An 18,456-nucleotide genomic window follows, 5' to 3' on the forward strand; every position below is an offset into this window, starting at 1 on the left:
GGTGCGGGCCGGGGGCCCTTCGCATCGCCGTCCGGCCCGTCCGGCCCGTCCGGCCCGTCCGCCTGCCGGTCAGCCGCGGTCCGGGTTGATCCCGGCCGCGACCGCCTGTACGCGGGCGATCTGGAGCTTCGCCGCGTACTTCACGTTGTCGGGCGAGGTGTCGCTGGCCATGACGTAGGCCACGACGGAGCCGACGCGCATGACGACGTGGATGCTGTTGTCGTGTTGGAAGGCCTGGGTCTCCTCGGCGCCGGTGTTCATCTCCAGCGGCTTCACCGGGTGCTCGTCCGCCTCGCCGGGCTTCCGCTTCTGCTCCGCGAGAGCCTTCGTCTCCGCGCCGGCCTCAGCCGCGTCGGCGAAGGAGAGGAGGCTGAATTCGACCCGCGCGCCGTCCGGGGTTGCGCGACTCCATGTCCTTGTGCCCGACCACCTTGATCCCGGCGGTGCACGGCGACTTCGTCAGCTCGGCGCAGCCCCTGGCGGCGTCGGCGTCCTGGACCACGATGGTTTCGCCGCTGGACATGGATTCCAGGCTGTCGTCGGCCGGGAGCGCGGCGTACATGTCGGTCGCGTTGATCGATACCGGGGGGAAGTTCGGCGTGATGCTCTCGTGGTCGGTGGGAGCCGCCGATCCGCCGCCCTGCCGGGCGGGCGCGCCCGAGGCGGCGCTTCCCGCGCCCGGGCCGCCCGTCGGTGCGTTCGCCGTGGTGCTCCCGTCCTTGCACGCCGTCAGCGCGAGCGCCAGTACCGCCGCGACGGCGGTCCCCCGTACAACAGCCTTCACCTGAGACTCCTCAGCGGTGCCGGTCGCGGCCGGACCCGGGCGCGACCAAGATCGAAACATTGGCATGGACACCCAACCCCATCCAGAGGGGATCGGCCAATTCGCGAGGTGTGCCCGTCCCGGAATCCGTCTGCGACACTGGTAAGACCATGCCCAAGCCCGGAGAACTCACTTTCGTCGCCCCGCGCGGAGCCAAGCAGCCCCCGCGGCACCTCGCCGACCTCACGCCCGCCGAGCGCAAGGAGGCCGTCGCCGCGATCGGCGAGAAGCCGTTTCGCGCCAAGCAGCTGTCCACGCACTACTTCGCGCGGTACGCGCACGACCCGGCGGAGTGGACCGACATCCCGGCCGGCTCGCGCGAGAAGCTCGCGGGGGAGCTGCTGCCCGATCTGATGTCGGTGGTGCGGCACGTGTCGTGCGACGACGACACGACCCGCAAGACGCTGTGGCGGCTGCACGACGGCACGCTCGTGGAATCGGTGCTCATGCGCTACCCGGACCGGGTGACCATGTGCATCTCCTCGCAGGCCGGCTGCGGCATGAACTGCCCGTTCTGCGCCACCGGCCAGGCGGGGCTCGACCGCAACCTGTCCACGGCGGAGATCGTCCACCAGATCGTCGACGGCATGCGCGCGCTGCGCGACGGCGAGGTGCCCGGTGGCCCGGCCCGGCTGTCGAACATCGTCTTCATGGGGATGGGCGAGCCGCTCGCGAACTACAAGCGGGTCGTCGGCGCCATCCGCCGGCTCACCGACCCCGAGCCCGACGGCCTCGGCCTGTCGCAGCGCGGCATCACCGTCTCCACGGTGGGTCTGGTCCCGGCGATGCTGCGCTTCGCCGACGAGGGCTTCAAGTGCCGCCTCGCCGTGTCGCTGCACGCCCCGGACGACGAGCTGCGCGACACCCTCGTACCGGTGAACACCCGCTGGAAGGTCCGCGAGGTCCTCGACGCGGCGTGGGAGTACGCGGAGAAGTCCGGCCGCCGGATCTCCATCGAGTACGCCCTGATCCGGGACATCAACGACCAGGCGTGGCGCGGCGACCTGCTGGGCCGGCTGCTCAAGGGCAAGCGGGTGCACGTCAACCTGATCCCGCTGAACCCGACCCCGGGCTCCAAGTGGACCGCGTCGCGGCCGGAGGACGAGAAGGCGTTCATCGAGGCCATCGCCGCCCACGGCGTGCCGGTCACCGTCCGCGACACCCGTGGTCAGGAGATCGACGGCGCCTGTGGACAGCTCGCCGCGGCGGAACGCTGACCTTGTAGTCTGAGCTCGAACACAAATGCATATTCCGACAGGGGAGCGCCACAGCGCTGAGAGTGCGGCACCGTCAGGCCGCAGACCCTCTGAACCTCGCCCAGGTCATTCTGGGTAGGAAGTTCGGTCGTAACTCGAGCTGTTGCGCCCTGCCCGCGCCCGGTCTCCCCGGTCGCGGGCAGGGCCGCGTCTCTTCCTGGTCACACCCAGGAGGAAATCCAGTGAGCATCAAGAAGATGGCCGCCGTCGCGCTCGTCAGCGCGCTCGGCGTCAGCACCCTCGCCGCGTGCGGCGGCGGCAACGGGGGCAAGGACAAGGGGGCCTCCGAGGGCCCCGCGCCGAAGACCGTCACGCTCGTCAGCCACGACTCCTTCGCCGCCTCCAAGGAGGTGCTCGCGGAGTTCACCAAGCAGACCGGTTTCACGGTCAAGGTGCTCAAGAGCGGCGACGCCGGCGAGGCCGTCAACAAGGTGATCCTGACCAAGGGCGCCCCGCAGGGCGACGTCTTCTTCGGCGTCGACAACACGCTGCTGTCCCGCGCTCTCGACAACGGCATCTTCACCTCGTACGAGGCGAAGGGCCTGGACCGCGTCCCCGACGCGTTCCAGCTGGACAAGGCGGAGCACCGGGTCACTCCGGTCGACTCGGGCGACATCTGCGTCAACTACGACAAGAAGTACTTCGCGGACAAGAAGCTCGCGCCGCCGCAGACCTTCGACGACCTGGCGAAGCCGGCGTACAAGGACCTGCTCGTCGTCGAGAACCCCGAGCGGTCCTCCCCGGGTCTCGGCTTCCTCCTCGGCACGGCCGCGAAGTACGGCGACGCCGGGTGGCCGGACTACTGGAAGAAGCTCAAGGCCAACGGCGTGAAGACGGTCGACAGCTGGGAGCTCGCCTACAACCAGGAGTTCTCCGGCTCGTCCGGCGGCAAGAAGGCCAAGGGCGACCGGCCGCTGGTCGTGTCGTACGCCTCCTCCCCGCCGGCCGAGGTGCTCTACTCCGAGCCGCAGCCGAAGGTCGCGCCGACCGGTGTGTCCACCGGCACCTGCTTCCGGCAGATCGAGTTCGCGGGCCTGCTGAACGGGGCGAAGAACCCCGAGGGCGGCAAGGCGCTCATCGACTTCATGATCTCCAAGAAGTTCCAGGAGGACATGCCGCTGCAGATGTTCGTCAACCCCGTCGCGAACGACGCGTCGCTGCCGGAGCTGTTCACCAAGCACGGCGTGGTGATCGACAAGCCGGAGACGATGGCGCCGAAGAAGATCGCCGACAACCGTGACCAGTGGATCCAGCAGTGGACCTCGCTCGTCCTGAAGTAGTCACCAGCCGCAGGGAGAGCGCGACGCGGCTCGGGCTGATGGTCCTGCCCGTCGCGTTCTTCGCGGTGTTCTTCGCCTGGCCCGTCGTCTCGATCGTCGAGCGCGGGCTCCGGCCCGACGGCCACTGGGAGCTCGGCCGGTTCGGCGAGACGCTGAGCCGGCCGGACATCCTCGACGTGCTGTGGTTCACGCTGTGGCAGGCGCTCGCCTCCACCGCGCTCACCCTGCTCGTCGCGCTGCCCGGCGCGTACGTCTTCGCCCGGTTCGACTTCCCCGGCAAGAAGCTGCTGCGCGCGGTCGTCACCGTGCCGTTCGTGCTGCCCACCGTCATGGTCGGCACCGCGTTCCTCGCCCTGGTGGGCCGCCGCGGCCTGCTCGACGAGTGGTGGGGCGTCCGGCTCGACACCAGTGTGTGGGCGATCCTCCTCGCCCACGTCTTCTTCAACTACGCCGTCGTCGTCCGCACCGTCGGCGGCCTCTGGTCCCAGCTCGACCCGCGCCAGGAAGAGGCCGCCCGGGTCCTCGGCGCCTCCCGCTGGCGGGCCTGGCGGACGGTGACGCTGCCCGCGCTCGCGCCGTCGGTCGCCGCCGCCGGGCTCATGGTCTTCCTGTTCACGGCGAGCTCCTTCGGCATCGTGCAGATCCTCGGCGGCCCCGCGTACTCCACGCTGGAGACCGAGATCTACCGGCAGACCGCGGACCGGCTCCAGCTGTCCACCGCCGCCGTGCTCACCATGGTGCAGTTCGTCATGGTCGGCGCGGTCCTCGCCGTCCACGCGCGGACGGTACGGCGCCGGGAGACGGCGCTGAAGCTGGTGCCCGCCGAGCGGACGGCGCGCCGGCCGCGCGGCGCCGGGCAGTGGGCGCTGCTCGGCGGCGTGCTGCTCTCCGTCGCGCTGCTGATCCTCGCGCCGCTCGGCGTGCTCGTCGAACGCTCCCTCGCCACGCCCACCGGCTACGGCCTCGACTACTACCGGGCGCTGCAGTCCGTCGACGAGAACGGCACCTTCCTGGTGCCGATGACCGACACCATCGTCAACTCGCTCCAGTACGCGCTCGCCGCCACCGCCATCGCCGTCGTCATCGGCGGTCTCGCCGCCGCCGCGCTCACCAGGCGCGCCGGCCGGCTCGTGCGCGGCTTCGACGCGCTGCTCATGCTGCCGCTCGGGGTGTCCGCCGTCACCGTCGGCTTCGGCTTCCTCATCACCCTCGACGAGCCGCCGCTCGACCTGCGGGCCAGCTGGATCCTCGTACCGCTCGCGCAGGCGCTGGTCGGCGTGCCCTTCGTCGTACGGATCATGCTGCCGGTGCTGCGGGCCGTCGACGAGCGGCTGCGGGAGGCCGCGGCCGTGCTCGGGGCGTCGCCGTGGCGGGCCTGGCGGGAGGTCGACCTGCCGCTGGTGCGGCGGGCGCTGCTCATCGCCGCCGGCTTCGCCTTCGCGGTGTCGCTCGGCGAGTTCGGCGCGACGGTCTTCATCGCCCGCCCCGACAACCCGACCCTGCCGGTCGCCGTCGCCCGGCTGCTGAGCCGGCCCGGCGAGCTCAACTACGGCCAGGCCATGGCCCTTTCGACGATTCTCATGGTGGTGTGCGCGGTGTCCCTGCTGCTCCTCGAACGGCTGCGCTCCGACCGGACCTCGGGGGAGTTCTGATGCTGACGCTGACCGCCGCGACCGTACGCTTCGGGGACCGCGCCGTCCTCGACGCGGTGGACCTGGAGGTCGCCGAGCACGAGATCGTGTGCGTGCTCGGGCCGAGCGGCAGCGGCAAGTCCACGCTGCTGCGCGCCGTCGCCGGACTCCAGCCGCTCGACGGCGGGCGGGTGTCGCTCGGCGGCGTCGACCAGGCCGGAGTGCCCGTGCACCGGCGCGGCGTCGGCCTGATGTTCCAGGACCACCAGCTCTTCCCGCAGCGCGACGTCGCCGGCAACGTCGCCTTCGGGCTGCGCATGCGCGGCGCGTCCAAGGCCGAACAGGCTTCCCGGGTCGCCGAGTTGCTCGACCTCGTCGGCCTGCCCGGCGCCGGGCGCCGCGCCGTCTCCGCCCTCTCCGGCGGCGAACAGCAGCGCGTCGCCCTCGCCCGCGCGCTCGCGCCCCGCCCCCGGCTGCTCATGCTCGACGAGCCGCTCGGCCAGCTCGACCGGGGCCTGCGCGAACGCCTTGTCGTCGAACTCCGCCGGCTCTTCGGCCAGTTGGGCACCACCGTGCTTGCCGTCACCCACGACCAGGGCGAGGCCTTCGCCCTCGCCGACCGGGTCGTCGTCATGCGCGACGGCCGCATCGCCCAGTCCGGCACCCCCCTCGACGTCTGGCGGCACCCCGCCTCCGAGTTCGTCGCCCGCTTCCTCGGCTTCGACAACGTGGTCGCGGCGACGGTGAGCGGCGCTGCCGCCACCACCGTCTGGGGCAAGATCCCGGTCCCCGACGGATCCCCGCAGGGCGAGCGCCGCCTCCTCGTCCGCCCGGCGGGCGTCCGCCTCGCCGGCCCGGGCGAGGGCCTGGCCTGCCGGGTCGAGACGGTGACGTTCCGGGGCAACCACCTGGCCGTCACCCTCCGCCCGGCCGAAGGCCCGCCCCTGGAGGCCGAGTTCGCGCTGCGGGACGCGCCGCAGGAGGGCGCGGCGGTGGACGTGGTGTTCGACGCGGAGGACGTGGTCGTCCTGGACGCGGGCTGAGACACCCCTAGAACAGGGCGCCGTACGGGGCGGTCCGCACCCGGTCGTAAAGGGCGCGCAGCCACGGCAGGCGCACCTCGGGCATCCGGGCCAGCGTGTGCAGCACGGCACGGCGGTCGGGCCGGAACAGATCCCACGCCTGGGCGGGCAGCGGGTAGTCGTCCCGCAACACGCCGGCCGGCAGTGTGCCGGAGACCGGTGTCGGCCGGGTCTCCCCGGGCAGCGCCAGGCCGGCCCAGACGCCGTCCGGCAGCGGCACGGCGGCCGCGGCACCGGGCGGCGGTGCGCCGTACGGGACGAGCGCGATGTCCAGGCCGTCGCCCGGCAGCCCGGGTCCGGCCAGGCCGACCCGCTTCGCCGGGCCCTCGGCCGGCAGGAGCAGCTCCAGCGACGGGCCGAACATCTCGGTGACGAGCCCGCCCGGCAGGGCCAGCGGCCCGCCCTCGGAGGCGAGCAGCAGATGGGCCAGGGCCGCGCCGGCCGCCGCAGACCAGCGCGGACTCCAGTAGCCGGTGGGATCGATCGGGGGGAGGGGTTCCCACTCGCGTGCGGGAGCGGGCACGCCCGTGTGCACGCGGCGCACCGCGTCCGGCTCGAACCACACGGCCGACCACAGCCCGCAGTCGTCCACCCGGGAAGCCACCGGAAGTCCGCACGCCTCGCACACCATGTTGGGCTCGTCTCCGGCGACGACGCCGAGGCAGGAGTCGCCGCTGAGCTCAGGGATCAGCACGGTGCCGCGGACGTCGCCCGGTGCGACGACGATCCGGCCGCGCGGTCCGAAGGACAGGCCGTAGACCGGCGCGAACGCGCCCTGGGCCGCCGCCTCCGCCTCCGAGACGTCCTCCCACATGCGGTAGGGACGACCCGAGGGCAGCGGATCGACCGCGTATGTCCCCGGCGCCATCAGGGGAGGCAGGAACGTGTGCTGGTAGGAGTGATGGGTCTCAGGGGGAAGCGGGACCCGCGTCACCGGCACCGTCAGCGCCGTCTCGCACCCCGCGCACACGAACACGTTCGTCACTCTCGTCATCGCTCCGGATTCTCACCCGGACGGGCTCAGCAGCGCGCGCAGATTTTCCGCGTCGCGCGCTGGTGGAGCCGGGTCGCGCGGCCGAGGGCCAGGCCGAAGAGACAGAAGCCGCCGTAGGCGACCGCGAACACCCACGGCGCGTGGTCGGCGAGCTTGACGTCGGAGACGCCGGCCCAGGTGAGGACGGCGAAGCCGGCCAGGAAGAGACCGAACGGAGCCAGGGCGCCGGCGCCGGCCCAGCCGAGGGCCAGGAGGAGGGGCCGGGGCAGCCGGCGGCCCCACGGGCGGGTCAGGGCCAGGGCGAGCGCCATGCCCATCAGGGCCAGGACGGCGGTGACGTCCACGCCGTGGTCGTACAGCCACAGGCCCAGATCGCTCGTGTACCGGGGGTCGGCGCCGGGGCGGCCGGTGCCGGTGTAGCCGGGGGTGAAGCCCAGCGCCCACACCGTCTTCAGCGTGGCGTACGGGACGAGCGCGGCGACCGCGACCAGGCCCGCGCGGCGGGCGTCCGCCGGGACGGCCGGGGCGCGGCCGCCGCAGTACGGGCAGGTGCCGAGCCGGTGGCGGCGGTGGGCGAGGGCCGCGCACGCCCACAGCACGGCGCCGCCGACCGCCACGCCCTGGTTCGCCAGGGCCGCCCAGTCCACCGGCGGCTGGTTGCGCGACAGGAAGGACAGCAGGTACACGGGACTCAGCAGAAGCCCGAAACCGGAGGACAGGCACAGCCCGACCACGGCCCACGAGGGGACGAGCCCCCAGCGGGCGGCCGGCCGTTCGAGCATCGCGTACGCGAGGACCGCCGCCGCCGCGTACAGAGCGGACGCCGTCCCCTCGGCCGCGGCACCGGTGTGCGTGCCGAGCAGCGCGTAACCGAAGGCCGGGCCGGTGACGGCGGCGAGGGCCGCGCCCGCCGCGTACAGCAGGGACCAGGCGAGGGCGGCGCGGCCGGCCCACGTGGGCCAGTTCTTCAGGGTCATGCCACGAGCCTGGCGAACGGCGGTCCGTACGGCGTCAGCCCACGGGCGGCATCCGCTCCGCCGCGCGGGGGAACGGCTCCTACCCGCCAGGTCGTGCGGCCGTCAGCTCCGCCAGCGCCGCCGGGGCCTCGTCGATCGAGTCCACCAGCGCGATCCGCGCCGCCATCGGGCGGTCCGCCGCCAGGGTGCGCAGGAGCGGCCAGGCCGGCAGGAACTCCGTCCAGTGGCTGCGGTTCACCAGGACCATCGGGGTCGGTTCGCCGGGCGGCGCGTAGAAGTTCGGGGTCGCGTTGGTGAAGATCTCCTGCACGGTGCCGGCCGCGCCGGGCAGGAACACCACGCCCGCGTTCGAACGGGCGAGGAGGCCGTCCTCGCGCGTGGCGTTCGCGAAGTACTTGCCGACGACGGCCGCGAACGCGTTCGGCGGCTCGTGCCCGTAGAACCAGGTCGGGATGCCCACCGAGTCGCCGCCGCGCGGCCACCGCGCCCGTACCTCGAACGCGGCCCGCGCCCAGTCGGTGACGGACGGCCTGAAGGACGGCGCCTTCGCGAGCAGTTCCAGCGCCTCGTCGAGCACGTCGTCGGGGAGCGGCGCCGTGTACGCGCCCAGGTTCGCCGCCTCCATGGCGCCCGGGCCGCCGCCCGTCGCCACCGTGAGCCCCGCGTGCGCCAGCGACCGGCCGAGCCGTGCCGCGCCCGCGTAGGCGGCGCCGCCCCGGACCATCGCGTGCCCGCCCATCACGCCGACGACGCGGGCGCCCGCCAGGTGCTCGTCCAGGGCGTCGGAGATCGCGTCGTCGTGGAGGGAGCGGAGCATCGAGGAGAAGATGTCGCCGTCCGACCTGGTCAGCTGGAACCAGGCGTACGTCCGGGCGTCCGGGGTCCGCTCGTACGGCTTCGTGGTGACTCCCTCGTACAACTCGTCGGGGGAGTAGAGCCGCGCCCGGTACGGATCGAACGGCAGGTCCGGCACGGGCGGGAAGACGAGGGCGCCGTCCGCGCGGACCTTGGCCGCGGCCTCCGGCTGCATGGCGCAGCCCAGGAACACGGCGTCGGCGGTGGACGCCGAGAGCAGGGCGAAGGTGCGGTCGGTGAGGTCCAGGGACTGGACCCGGTACCCGGAGAGGGAGCCGGGCGCGCCGAGCGCCGCGTCGAACTCCTCCGTCGAGCGGATCTCGTGTTCGTGGCCGCGCGGGTGGCTCATGGGGCCACGATAGGGCCGTCAGCCCCGCAGCGGGATCGCCGCCAGGACGCCGACGGCACAGGTCAGCGGGACGAAGACCGCGAGCAGCGCGCCCGCCCGCAGCAGCGCCGTCGTGCGCAGCACGGTCGGCGGCGCGCCCAGGCGGCGCAGGGCCTCGGTGGTGTGGGTGCGGGACTGCTTCGACTCCAGGGCGGCGGTGAGCAGCGTGGCCGTCGTACAGCCGACGACGACGGCGACGCCGAGCCAGGTCAGCGGGCCGAGGGCCGCGCCGCCGTAGACCGTGACCGCCGCGATCGCCGCGGAGCCGACCGCGCAGACCACGCCCAGGGGGCGGCCGAGGCGCCGGGACTCGTCCATGAGGACCCGGCCGGCGAGGAGGCGGACCGCGCCGGGGCGGACCGTCTGGAGGAGGCGTCCGCACCAGTGGGTGAGGCCGGGGCCCATCAGGGCGAGGCCCACCGTGGTGATGAACCAGCCCGCCAGCACTCCGCTGCCGGTGCCCCGGGCCGTGTACGTCTCCACGGCCAGGCCCACCGCGAGGAGGGAGACGCCCCAGGGGACGGCGGAGATCGGGGACGGTTCCGCCGTGCGCGCCTTCCGGGGGCGCAGGGACAGGCCGGCGGCCGTCGCCGCCGCGACCGGCGGGATCGCCAGGAGGGTGAGTGCGGCGGCCAGCGGAAGGGGCTGGTCGGCGGCGAGGAGACCGGCCGCGGCGCCGTCGAAGGGCAGGCCCGTGATGTCGCCGCGCAGGTGGAGGTAGAAGAGCAGGGCGAGCGCGGAGCCGAGGGTGCAGGCGACGGCCGTGGAGGTGGCGGCGATCGCGGTGAGGCGGGCCGGGCCGAGGCCGATCGCGGAGAGCCCGGGGCGCGGCCGGGTGCTGGGGTCGGTACGGGCCACCGCCACGGCGAACTGCACCGTCGCGGCGAGCGGCGGCACGCACCACAGCAGGCGGAGCACGGCCTCGGCGGAGCCGGCCGGGTGGCCGACCGCGTAGCCGAGGGCGCACAGCAGGAGAAAGCCCACCCCGGCGGCGGCCGCGGCGACGAGGAGGCGGCGGAGCTGGACGACCGGGTGGGTCCCGCGGACTAGACGGAGAGCGAGCACGCGGTGACGCCCTCCGCCCCGGTGGCCGGCGGTACGGAGCCGGCGAGGCGTCCGTCGAGAAGTGCGACCGTGCGGTCGGCGAGTGCGGCGACCTCGGGGTCGTGGGTCGCGAGGAGCACGGTGATGCCGTGCGACCGGGCGGCCGCGGTGAGGGTGCGCAGCACCTGCGCGCCGTCGGCGCGGTGCAGGGCGGCGGTCGGCTCGTCGGCGAAGAGGACGGTGGGGGCGGTGACGAGGGCGCGGGCGATGGCGATGCGCTGGCGCTGGGAGTGCGGGAGTGCGGCCGGCCGTTTGCGGGCGGCCGCGCCGATGTCGAGGCGCTCCAGCCATTCGATGGCCGTGGTCTTCGCCGCCCGGTGGGAGATCCCGCGCAGCAGCAGCGGGAGGGCGGCGTTCTCCCAGCCGGTGAGCTCGGGGACGAGTCCGGGCTCGGGGTCGATCCAGCCGAAACGGTCGCGGCGCAGCCGTTCGCGCTGGGCGCGGTTGAGGGTGTGGACGGGGGCGCTGTTGAACCAGACCTCGCCCTCCTGGGCGACCAGCTGCCCGGACAGGCAGCGCAGCAGGGTGGTCTTGCCGCTGCCGCGGGGGCCGGTGACGCCGAGGATCTCGCCCTCGCGCACGCCGACGGAGACGCCGGTGAGCACGTCGGTGGCGCCCTCGCGCCCGCCCAGCGCGCAGCGCAGGGAACGCGCCCAGAGCACGTCGTTGTCCGGTGGGGCCATCGCGTACACCTCGAATGTCGAAGCCGAAAACAGTGTCCGTTCCCCTGGACGGGGGAACGACGCTACGGGCCGGTGGGTCACTGGGCACCGTAAGGATTCGCATCGGGTCGTACGGACAGCACGCGGCCCGGGCACCCCGTCATCCACTCGGATGGCGGCATGCCCGGGCCGTGGTCACGCCGTGAGGGCGGCGTGAGGTCCTACGGGATCAGCTCAGAGCTTCGTCCACGCCTCGGTGAGGGTGGTGCGCAGGATCTGCTCGATCTCGTCGAACGTGGACTGGTCCGCGATCAGCGGCGGAGCCAGCTGGATGACCGGGTCGCCACGGTCGTCGGCGCGGCAGTACAGGCCGTTGTCGTACAGCGCCTTGGAGAGGTAGCCGTACAGGACGCGCTCGACCTCTTCGTCGTTGAACGACTCCTTGGTGACCTTGTCCTTGACGAGCTCGATGCCGTAGAAGAAGCCGTTGCCGCGGACGTCGCCGACGATCGGCAGGTCGTGCAGCTTCTGCAGCGTCGAGAAGAAGTTGCCCTCCTGGTCCAGCACGTGCTGGTTCAGGCCCTCCTTGTCGAAGATGTCGAGGTTCGCCAGGGCCACGGCCGAGGAGACCGGGTGGCCGCCGAAGGTGTAGCCGTGCAGGAAGGTGTTGTCGCCCTTGTAGAACGGCTCCGCGATGCGGTCCGAGACGATGCAGGCGCCGATCGGGGAGTAGCCCGAGGTCATGCCCTTGGCGCAGGTGATCATGTCCGGCACGTAGCCGAACTTGTCACAGGCGAACATCGTGCCGAGGCGGCCGAAGGCGCAGATCGTCTCGTCCGAGACGAGCAGCACGTCGTACTGGTCGCAGATCTCGCGGACGCGCTGGAAGTACCCGGGCGGCGGCGGGAAGCAGCCGCCGGCGTTCTGCACCGGCTCCAGGAAGACGGCCGCGACGGTGTCGGGGCCCTCGAAGAGGATCTGCTGCTCGATCTGGTCGGCGGCCCAGCGGCCGAAGGCCTCGGGGTCGTCGCCGTGGATCGGGGCGCGGTAGATGTTGGTGTTCGGCACCTTGTGCGCGCCGGGGACCAGCGGCTCGAAGGGGGCCTTCAGGGCCGGCAGGCCGGTGATCGACAGGGCGCCCTGCGGGGTGCCGTGGTAGGCGACCGCACGCGAGATGACCTTGTACTTGGTGTGCTTGCCCTGGAGCTTGAAGTACTGCTTGGCCAGCTTCCAGGCGGTCTCGACGGCCTCGCCGCCACCGGTGGTGAAGAACACCTTGTTGAGGTCGCCCGGGGCGTAGCCCGCGAGACGCTCGGCGAGCTCGACGGCCTTGGGGTGCGCGTACGACCACACGGGGAAGAACGCGAGCTCCTGGGCCTGCTTGTACGCGACCTCGGCCAGCTCCTGGCGGCCGTGACCGGCGTTCACCACGAACAGGCCGGCGAGGCCGTCGAGGTAGCGCTTGCCCTTGTCGTCGAAGATGTAGGTGCCCTCACCGCGGACGATGGTGGGGACGGGGTTGTTCTCGTACGACGACATGCGGGTGAAGTGCATCCACAGGTGGTCGTAGGCGGTCTTGGAGAGGTCCTGGCTCACGGCTATCGGGTTCCCCACATATAGGTCTGCTTCTTGAGCTTCAGGTAGACGAAGCTCTCGGTGGAGCGCACCCCGGGGAGGGTGCGGATGCGCTTGTTGATCACATCCAGGAGGTGGTCGTCGTCCTCGCAGACGACCTCCACCATCAGGTCGAACGAGCCCGCGGTCATCACCACGTACTCGCACTCGGCCATGGCGGTCAGAGCGTCCGCGACCGGATCCAGGTCACCCTCGACGTTGATGCCGACCATCGCCTGCCGCCGGAAGCCCACGGTGAGCGGGTCGGTGACGGCGACGATCTGCATGACGCCCTGGTCGAGCAGCTTCTGGACGCGCTGCCGCACTGCCGCCTCGGAGAGGCCGACGGCCTTGCCGATGGCGGCGTAGGGGCGGCGGCCGTCCTCCTGGAGCTGTTCGATGATCGCCAGGGAGACGGCATCGATCGTCGGGGACGAACCGGTCCCGGTTCTGGAGTGGGTGCTTTGACTGGCCACGACTTCACTGTGCACCGAACCTCGTCCGTCTGGCAACCCCAGATCGATGAAATTCGTTGTTCTCGGGTGTCGATCATGCTGAATCCGAAGTTGCGGGGGGTCGGGGCTGTTGAAAGCGTCAGTCAACCGATTAGGCTGGGGTGTCTCGCCCATCGGGACACCGCACGACGGAGTGCGGAGACAGAACGTGACAGGAGGGGTGGCAAGTGACCACCGAGCTGCGCCGGCTGCGCAACTACATCAACGGGGAGTTCCGGGACGCGGCCGACGGCCGCACGATCGACGTGATCAACCCGGCCACCGGCGAGGTGTACGCCACCTCCCCCCTTTCCGGCCAGGCGGACGTCGACGCCGCCATGGAGGCCGCCGCGGCCGCCTTCCCCGCCTGGCGTGACACCACGCCGTCCGAGCGCCAGAAGGTGCTCCTGAAGATCGCCGACGCCTTCGAGGAGCGGGCCGAGGAGCTCATCGCCGCCGAGGTCGAGAACACCGGCAAGCCGGTCGCGCTCACCGCGAGCGAGGAGATCCCGCCGATGGTGGACCAGATCCGCTTCTTCGCGGGTGCCGCCCGGCTGCTCGAAGGCCGCTCGGCCGGCGAGTACATGGAGGGCATGACCTCGATCATCCGCCGCGAGCCGGTGGGTGTGTGTGCCCAGGTCGCGCCGTGGAACTACCCGATGATGATGGCCGTGTGGAAGTTCGCCCCGGCCCTCGCCGCGGGCAACACGGTCGTCCTCAAGCCGTCCGACACCACCCCGGCGTCGACGGTCCTGATGGCCGAGATCATCGGCTCGATCGTCCCCAAGGGCGTCTTCAACGTCGTCTGCGGCGACCGCGAGACGGGCAAGGCCATGGTCGAGCACCCGACCCCGGCGATGGCCTCCATCACCGGCTCGGTCCGGGCCGGCATGCAGGTCGCCGAGTCGGCGTCCAAGGACGTCAAGCGCGTCCACCTGGAGCTCGGCGGCAAGGCCCCGGTCGTGGTCTTCGAGGACACCGACATCGCCAAGGCCGTCGAGGACATCGCCGTCGCCGGCTACTTCAACGCCGGCCAGGACTGCACCGCGGCCACCCGCGTGCTCGTCCACGAGTCCATCCACGACGAGTTCGTCGCCGCGCTCGCCAAGGCCGCGTCCGAGACCAAGACCGGTCAGCCGGACGACGAGGACGTGCTCTACGGGCCGCTGAACAACGCCAACCAGCTGAAGCAGGTCACCGGCTTCATCGACCGCCTCCCGGCCCACGCCAAGGTCGAGGCGGGCGGCCACCGGGTCGGCGACAAGGGCTACTTCTACGCCCCGACCGTCGTCTCCGGCCTCAAGCAGGACGACGAGATCGTCCAGAACGAGGTCTTCGGCCCCGTCATCACCGTCCAGTCCTTCACCGACGAGGCCCAGGCCGTCGAGTTCGCCAACGGCGTCGAGTACGCCCTGGCCTCCTCGGTCTGGACGAAGGACCACGCGCGCGCCATGCGCATGTCCAAGGTGCTCGACTTCGGCTGTGTGTGGATCAACACCCACATCCCGCTGGTCGCCGAGATGCCGCACGGCGGCTTCAAGAAGTCCGGCTACGGCAAGGACCTGTCGGCGTACGGCTTCGAGGACTACACGCGCATCAAGCACGTGATGACCTCCCTCGGCTGACCCGACCGGCCCTCCGCGCGGCCCCGGCACCCTGATCGACAGGGTGTCGGGGCCGCGCCCGTCGGGTCGACGGAGCGTCCATTGCCCCTGGTCGGCGCCCGCCGGAAAGCTGTACGGGTGACCAAGACGACCAGGACGTCCAGGAAGACCATGTCCCGCCGCGCGCTGCTGCGCGGGCTCGGCGGCACCGGCGCCGCGGCGCTCCTCGCCGGGTGCGGGGTGCCGCCCGCGTACGTCGAGCCGGGGGACCGCGCCGGACGCGACCTGTCCGCGCGGGACCGGCGGCTCACCTTCGCCAACTGGCCGCTCTACATCGACACCGACGACAAGGACACGTCGAAGCGGCCCACCCTGGACGGCTTCACGAAGCGGACCGGGATCTCCGTGCGCTACACGGAGGAGATCAACGACAACGACGAGTTCTTCGGCAAGATCAGCCCGTCCCTGATGAACCACCAGCGGACCGGCCGCGACCTCGTCGTCATCAGCGACTGGATGGCCGCCCGCTTCGTCCGCCTCGGCTGGGTCCAGGAGATGGACCGCGACCGGCAGCCCAACGTCGCCCGGCACCTCGACCCGCTGCTGCGCACGCCCGCCTTCGACCCGGGCCGGCTGCACTCGGTGCCCTGGCAGTCCGGGATCACCGGCATCGCGTACAACCGCAGGAAGCTCGGCCGGGAGATCCGCTCCACCGAGGAGCTGTGGGCCGACGACCTGCGCGGCCGGGTCACCCTGCTGTCCGGGCTCGACGAGTCCCTCGCGCTGCTCATGCAGGGCGACGGCGTCGACGTCACCCGCTGGACGGCCGACGACTTCCACCGGGTCTGCGAGCGGATCGAGGGGCTCGTACGGAAGAAGCACATCCGCCGCTTCACCGGCAACGACTACATCAAGGACCTCTCCACCGGAGACGTGCTCGCCTGCCAGGCGTACTCCGGCGACGTCATCCAGCTCCAGGCCGACAACCCGGACATCGCCTTCGCCGTGCCCGAGGAGGGCGCCGAACTGTGGGCCGAGTCGCTGCTGATCCCCGACCTGGCCGAGCACAAGGCCGGCGCCGAGCGGCTGATCGACTACTACTACGAGCCCGAGGTCGCAGCCAGGCTCGCCGCCTGGGTCAACTACGTCTGCCCCGTGCCCGCCGCCCGTGACGTCCTCGCCGGCTCCGGCGACGAGGAGCTCGCCGCGCTCGCCGAGGACCCGCTGATCTTCCCCGACGCCGCGATGCGCAAGCGGCTCGCGATCGCCCGGGACATCAGGCCGGAGGAGCGCACGGAGTTCGCCAAGCGGTGGAACTCGATCGTCGGCCTGTGAGTTGCCAGGGTATGGAAAAGGATCTCGCGGAACCCCTCAACCCCCTTGTCACGTACGGTCTTTTCGCCGCCTGGGCGCTGCACGACGCCGAGGAGGTGGCTTTCGGGCCGCGCTGGATGCGGGAGAACCTGCCGCGGCTGCGTGAGCGCTTCCCCGCCGTGCCCGAGCCGGTGTGGCAGGCCCTCGGCACGGTCGACGACCGCGAGTTCCGGGCCGCCGTGGCGGTGATGGCCGTGATTGTCGGCTCGGCCGCCGTCGCCGGCGGGCGCTCGGGCGGCCGGTCGGCCTTCTATCAGGGCGCGTTGAACGGCTTCGGGCTGCACGGCCTGGTCCATCTCGCGCAGGCGGCCGCCGTGCGCGGGGTGACCCCCGGCTCGGTTACCTCGCCGCTCGTGGTCATCCCCTTCACCCTGTGGGCGCGCGGCCGGCTGCGGCGGGCCGGGGGGCTGCGGCCCACGCGGGGCCGGGACGTGGTGGCCGGTCTTGCGATCGCGGCGGGGGCGACCGTCGTCTCGCACGCCGTGGCGCGCAAGGTCGCCCCTCGTTTTTGAACGTGTTCATGCGGGGCGTAGGCTGCCCTCATGAGCGACACGAACGGGCCCAGAGCCCTCCTCAAGCGCATCCGCGTCTGGCTGGTCGTCTTCATCGTCTGTCTGGTGCTCAGTGGGGCCACCGCGTTTCCGCTGGTCACCGAACTCCGCCTGGCCGACGGGGCGCTGACCTCCTGGGCGGCGCCCGTCGGCGACGCCTTCCCGGCGCTCGCCGAGTGGATCGCCCGGGTGCGGGCCGGTGTCGAGGGGGCCGACGCCCACGCCCCGTACCTCCTCTACGGCACCGACTGGCTGGCCTTCGCCCACCTCGTCATCGCCGTCGCCTTCTACGGCGTCTACCGCGACCCGGTCCGCAACATCTGGGTCGTCGAGTTCGGCATGATCGCCTGCGTCGGCATCATCCCGCTCGCGTTGGTCTGCGGTCCGATCCGCGGCATCCCCTTCTGGTGGTCGGTCATCGACATGTCCTTCGGGGTGATCGGCATCCTGCCGCTGCTCGCCGTGCGCCGGCTCATCAAGCGTCTGGAGGCGCTCACTTCGACGGCGTTCCGAACGTCGCCAGCATGAGCCCGAGTGCCACCTTGTTCATGTCCTGGCCCTTGGCGTCGGTCGAGTTGACGCTGTAGACCAGGGTCCGCTCGCCGTGGCGGGTCGAGGCGATGGCCGCGTTGTAGCCCCAGCGGCCGCCGGTCTTGCCCCACACCTCGCGCCCGCCGAGCTTCTTCATCGACAGGCCCACCGAGTACGCGGCCGGGTCGCCGGTCTTGAAGTCCGCCACCTTCGGCAGCGTGAACATCTCCTCCATGAGCGGTCCGCGCACCACCCGGCCCGCGAACAGGGCCCGCGTGAACCGCTCCAGGTCGGCCGTGGTCGAGATCAGGTCCCCGGCCGCCCAGCCGTCCGTCGGGCCCCACACGCTGACATCGCGCAGGCCCGTCGTCCCGTCGTCCAGCTTCATCAGCTGGTAGCCGTGGTTGTGCGGGCCCTCGATGCGGGGGCTCGCGCCGGGGAAGTACGTGTCGCGCAGCCCGAGCGGGCGCAGCACGCGGGCGCTGACCTGGTGCTCGTACGAGTCGCCCGTGACGCGCTCGACGATGAGACCGGCGATCGTGTAGCCGATGTTCAGGTAGTGCTGCTGCGTGCCGGGCGCGAACTCGCGCGGCTGCGAGGTCGCGTTGCGGACCAGCTCACGCGGGTCGTACCGCACGAAGCGGCGCGCGTACCACTCCTCGACCGTCTCGCCCGGCAGATCCGCCGCGGGGATGCCGTGCGTGTGGTTCAGCAGCTGGCGGACCGTCACCTCGCCGTACGCGGCCGGGATCAGCTCCGGGAGGTACGAGCGGGCCGTGCGGTCCAGGTCGATCCGGCCCTCGGCGGCGAGCTGGAGGACGACCGCCGCCGTGAACACCTTGGTCACCGAACCGGCCCGGAAGCGGGCGCCCGGATCGGCCGGGCGGTTCGTCCGCAGGTCGTGCACCCCGGCGCTGCCCTGCCAGGTGCCCTCGGTGCCGCCGACCCGGACCAGGGCCGCGGTCGCGTCCTTGGAGGGAAGCCCGGCGATCACCTGCCCCAGGGCGGCGTCGGCGTCCGCGGCTCGGGCGGTGACGGCGGGCGCGGGGGCGGCCGCGGCCGGGAGGGCCAGCGGGCCCGCCGCGACGCCCAGGACCAGGGCGGCGGCGAGCAGAGTGCGGGTGGTGTGCTTCATGGTCAACTCCGTCGGTGTGAGCCGTCGTTCGCTTGGTCGTTCTCGATGGCTCCATCCTGCTGACCGGCGGCGATCCGCGGATCGCCCGCACCGGCGGTCCT

General features: G+C 72.1%; 18 protein-coding genes. 8 read left to right on the plus strand and 10 right to left on the minus strand.

Translation table 11 applies throughout. The features are described from left to right. Positions 1-69 precede the first annotated feature (69 nt). Together ACWEJX_RS29330 and ACWEJX_RS29335 are read right to left on the minus strand one after the other, a co-directional pair. The gene (locus tag ACWEJX_RS29330; RefSeq protein ID WP_451610434.1) at positions 70-276 is read right to left on the minus strand and encodes a hypothetical protein; all 207 of its coding nucleotides are present in this window, start codon (positions 274-276) and stop codon (positions 70-72) included. 67 nt (positions 277-343) lie between these two features. After that, the gene (locus tag ACWEJX_RS29335) at positions 344-784 is read right to left on the minus strand and encodes a hypothetical protein (RefSeq protein WP_451610435.1); all 441 of its coding nucleotides are present in this window, start codon (positions 782-784) and stop codon (positions 344-346) included. A gap of 149 nt (positions 785-933) precedes the next feature. Between ACWEJX_RS29335 and rlmN the strand changes: the two genes are divergently transcribed. From rlmN to ACWEJX_RS29355, 4 genes are all read left to right on the plus strand, one after another. Next, positions 934-2,040 carry a 23S rRNA (adenine(2503)-C(2))-methyltransferase RlmN gene (rlmN, locus tag ACWEJX_RS29340; RefSeq protein WP_451610436.1) on the plus strand — a complete coding sequence of 369 codons (1,107 nt, stop codon included), beginning with the start codon at positions 934-936 and terminating at the stop codon, positions 2,038-2,040. A gap of 236 nt (positions 2,041-2,276) precedes the next feature. Continuing rightward, complete coding sequence (locus ACWEJX_RS29345; RefSeq protein WP_451610462.1) at positions 2,277-3,359, plus strand: thiamine ABC transporter substrate-binding protein; 1,083 nt, start codon at positions 2,277-2,279, stop codon at positions 3,357-3,359. Between the two features lie 38 nt (positions 3,360-3,397). Then, the gene (locus ACWEJX_RS29350; RefSeq protein ID WP_451610463.1) at positions 3,398-5,011 is read left to right on the plus strand and encodes an ABC transporter permease; all 1,614 of its coding nucleotides are present in this window, start codon (positions 3,398-3,400) and stop codon (positions 5,009-5,011) included. Continuing rightward, the gene (locus ACWEJX_RS29355) at positions 5,011-6,033 is read left to right on the plus strand and encodes an ABC transporter ATP-binding protein (protein ID WP_451610437.1); all 1,023 of its coding nucleotides are present in this window, start codon (positions 5,011-5,013) and stop codon (positions 6,031-6,033) included. Before ACWEJX_RS29350 ends, ACWEJX_RS29355 begins: the two co-directional genes overlap by 1 nt. 7 nt (positions 6,034-6,040) lie before the next feature. Here ACWEJX_RS29355 and ACWEJX_RS29360 read toward each other — a convergent pair whose 3' ends face one another. The 7 genes from ACWEJX_RS29360 to ACWEJX_RS29390 form a co-directional block, all read right to left on the minus strand. Further along, positions 6,041-7,066 (minus strand): hypothetical protein, encoded by a 1,026-nt coding sequence (locus ACWEJX_RS29360; RefSeq protein WP_451610438.1) that lies wholly within the window; start codon positions 7,064-7,066, stop codon positions 6,041-6,043. Positions 7,067-7,092: 26 nt separating this feature from the next. Beyond that, on the minus strand, positions 7,093-8,043 hold the full coding sequence (locus ACWEJX_RS29365; RefSeq protein WP_451610439.1) for a hypothetical protein: 951 nt from the start codon (positions 8,041-8,043) through the stop codon (positions 7,093-7,095). A 79-nt stretch (positions 8,044-8,122) separates the two neighbouring features. Next, positions 8,123-9,247, minus strand: a complete 1,125-nt coding sequence (locus ACWEJX_RS29370) for an LOG family protein (RefSeq protein ID WP_451610440.1) — start codon at positions 9,245-9,247, stop codon at positions 8,123-8,125. Positions 9,248-9,265: 18 nt separating this feature from the next. After that, a complete protein-coding gene (locus tag ACWEJX_RS29375; protein WP_451610441.1) occupies positions 9,266-10,351 on the minus strand; it encodes a hypothetical protein in 1,086 nt (361 codons plus the stop codon). Then, positions 10,333-11,073: an ABC transporter ATP-binding protein gene (locus ACWEJX_RS29380; RefSeq protein ID WP_451610442.1), complete on the minus strand. Its 741-nt coding sequence runs from the start codon at positions 11,071-11,073 to the stop codon at positions 10,333-10,335. The genes ACWEJX_RS29375 and ACWEJX_RS29380 overlap by 19 nt, the downstream gene beginning before the upstream one ends. A gap of 213 nt (positions 11,074-11,286) precedes the next feature. After that, positions 11,287-12,666 carry an aspartate aminotransferase family protein gene (locus tag ACWEJX_RS29385; protein ID WP_451610443.1) on the minus strand — a complete coding sequence of 460 codons (1,380 nt, stop codon included), beginning with the start codon at positions 12,664-12,666 and terminating at the stop codon, positions 11,287-11,289. Continuing rightward, on the minus strand, positions 12,651-13,142 hold the full coding sequence (locus tag ACWEJX_RS29390) for an Lrp/AsnC family transcriptional regulator (protein WP_403791643.1): 492 nt from the start codon (positions 13,140-13,142) through the stop codon (positions 12,651-12,653). Before ACWEJX_RS29390 ends, ACWEJX_RS29385 begins: the two co-directional genes overlap by 16 nt. 206 nt (positions 13,143-13,348) lie before the next feature. Between ACWEJX_RS29390 and ACWEJX_RS29395 the strand changes: the two genes are divergently transcribed. The 4 genes from ACWEJX_RS29395 to ACWEJX_RS29410 all read left to right on the plus strand — a co-directional run bounded on the left by ACWEJX_RS29395 (position 13,349) and on the right by ACWEJX_RS29410 (position 17,217). Further along, a complete protein-coding gene (locus ACWEJX_RS29395) occupies positions 13,349-14,785 on the plus strand; it encodes a gamma-aminobutyraldehyde dehydrogenase (RefSeq protein WP_451610444.1) in 1,437 nt (478 codons plus the stop codon). A gap of 150 nt (positions 14,786-14,935) precedes the next feature. Continuing rightward, positions 14,936-16,099, plus strand: a complete 1,164-nt coding sequence (locus ACWEJX_RS29400) for an ABC transporter substrate-binding protein (RefSeq protein WP_451610464.1) — start codon at positions 14,936-14,938, stop codon at positions 16,097-16,099. 11 nt (positions 16,100-16,110) lie between these two features. Beyond that, positions 16,111-16,650: an HXXEE domain-containing protein gene (locus ACWEJX_RS29405; RefSeq protein WP_451610445.1), complete on the plus strand. Its 540-nt coding sequence runs from the start codon at positions 16,111-16,113 to the stop codon at positions 16,648-16,650. Positions 16,651-16,680: 30 nt separating this feature from the next. Then, positions 16,681-17,217 carry a hypothetical protein gene (locus ACWEJX_RS29410; RefSeq protein ID WP_451610446.1) on the plus strand — a complete coding sequence of 179 codons (537 nt, stop codon included), beginning with the start codon at positions 16,681-16,683 and terminating at the stop codon, positions 17,215-17,217. Here ACWEJX_RS29410 and ACWEJX_RS29415 read toward each other — a convergent pair. Then, positions 17,183-18,355 (minus strand): serine hydrolase domain-containing protein, encoded by a 1,173-nt coding sequence (locus ACWEJX_RS29415; RefSeq protein WP_451610447.1) that lies wholly within the window; start codon positions 18,353-18,355, stop codon positions 17,183-17,185. The two genes, ACWEJX_RS29410 and ACWEJX_RS29415, sit on opposite strands and share 35 nt — an antisense overlap. Positions 18,356-18,456: the final 101 nt, after the last annotated feature.

The sequence above is a fragment of the Streptomyces sp. NPDC004788 genome (assembly GCF_053601115.1).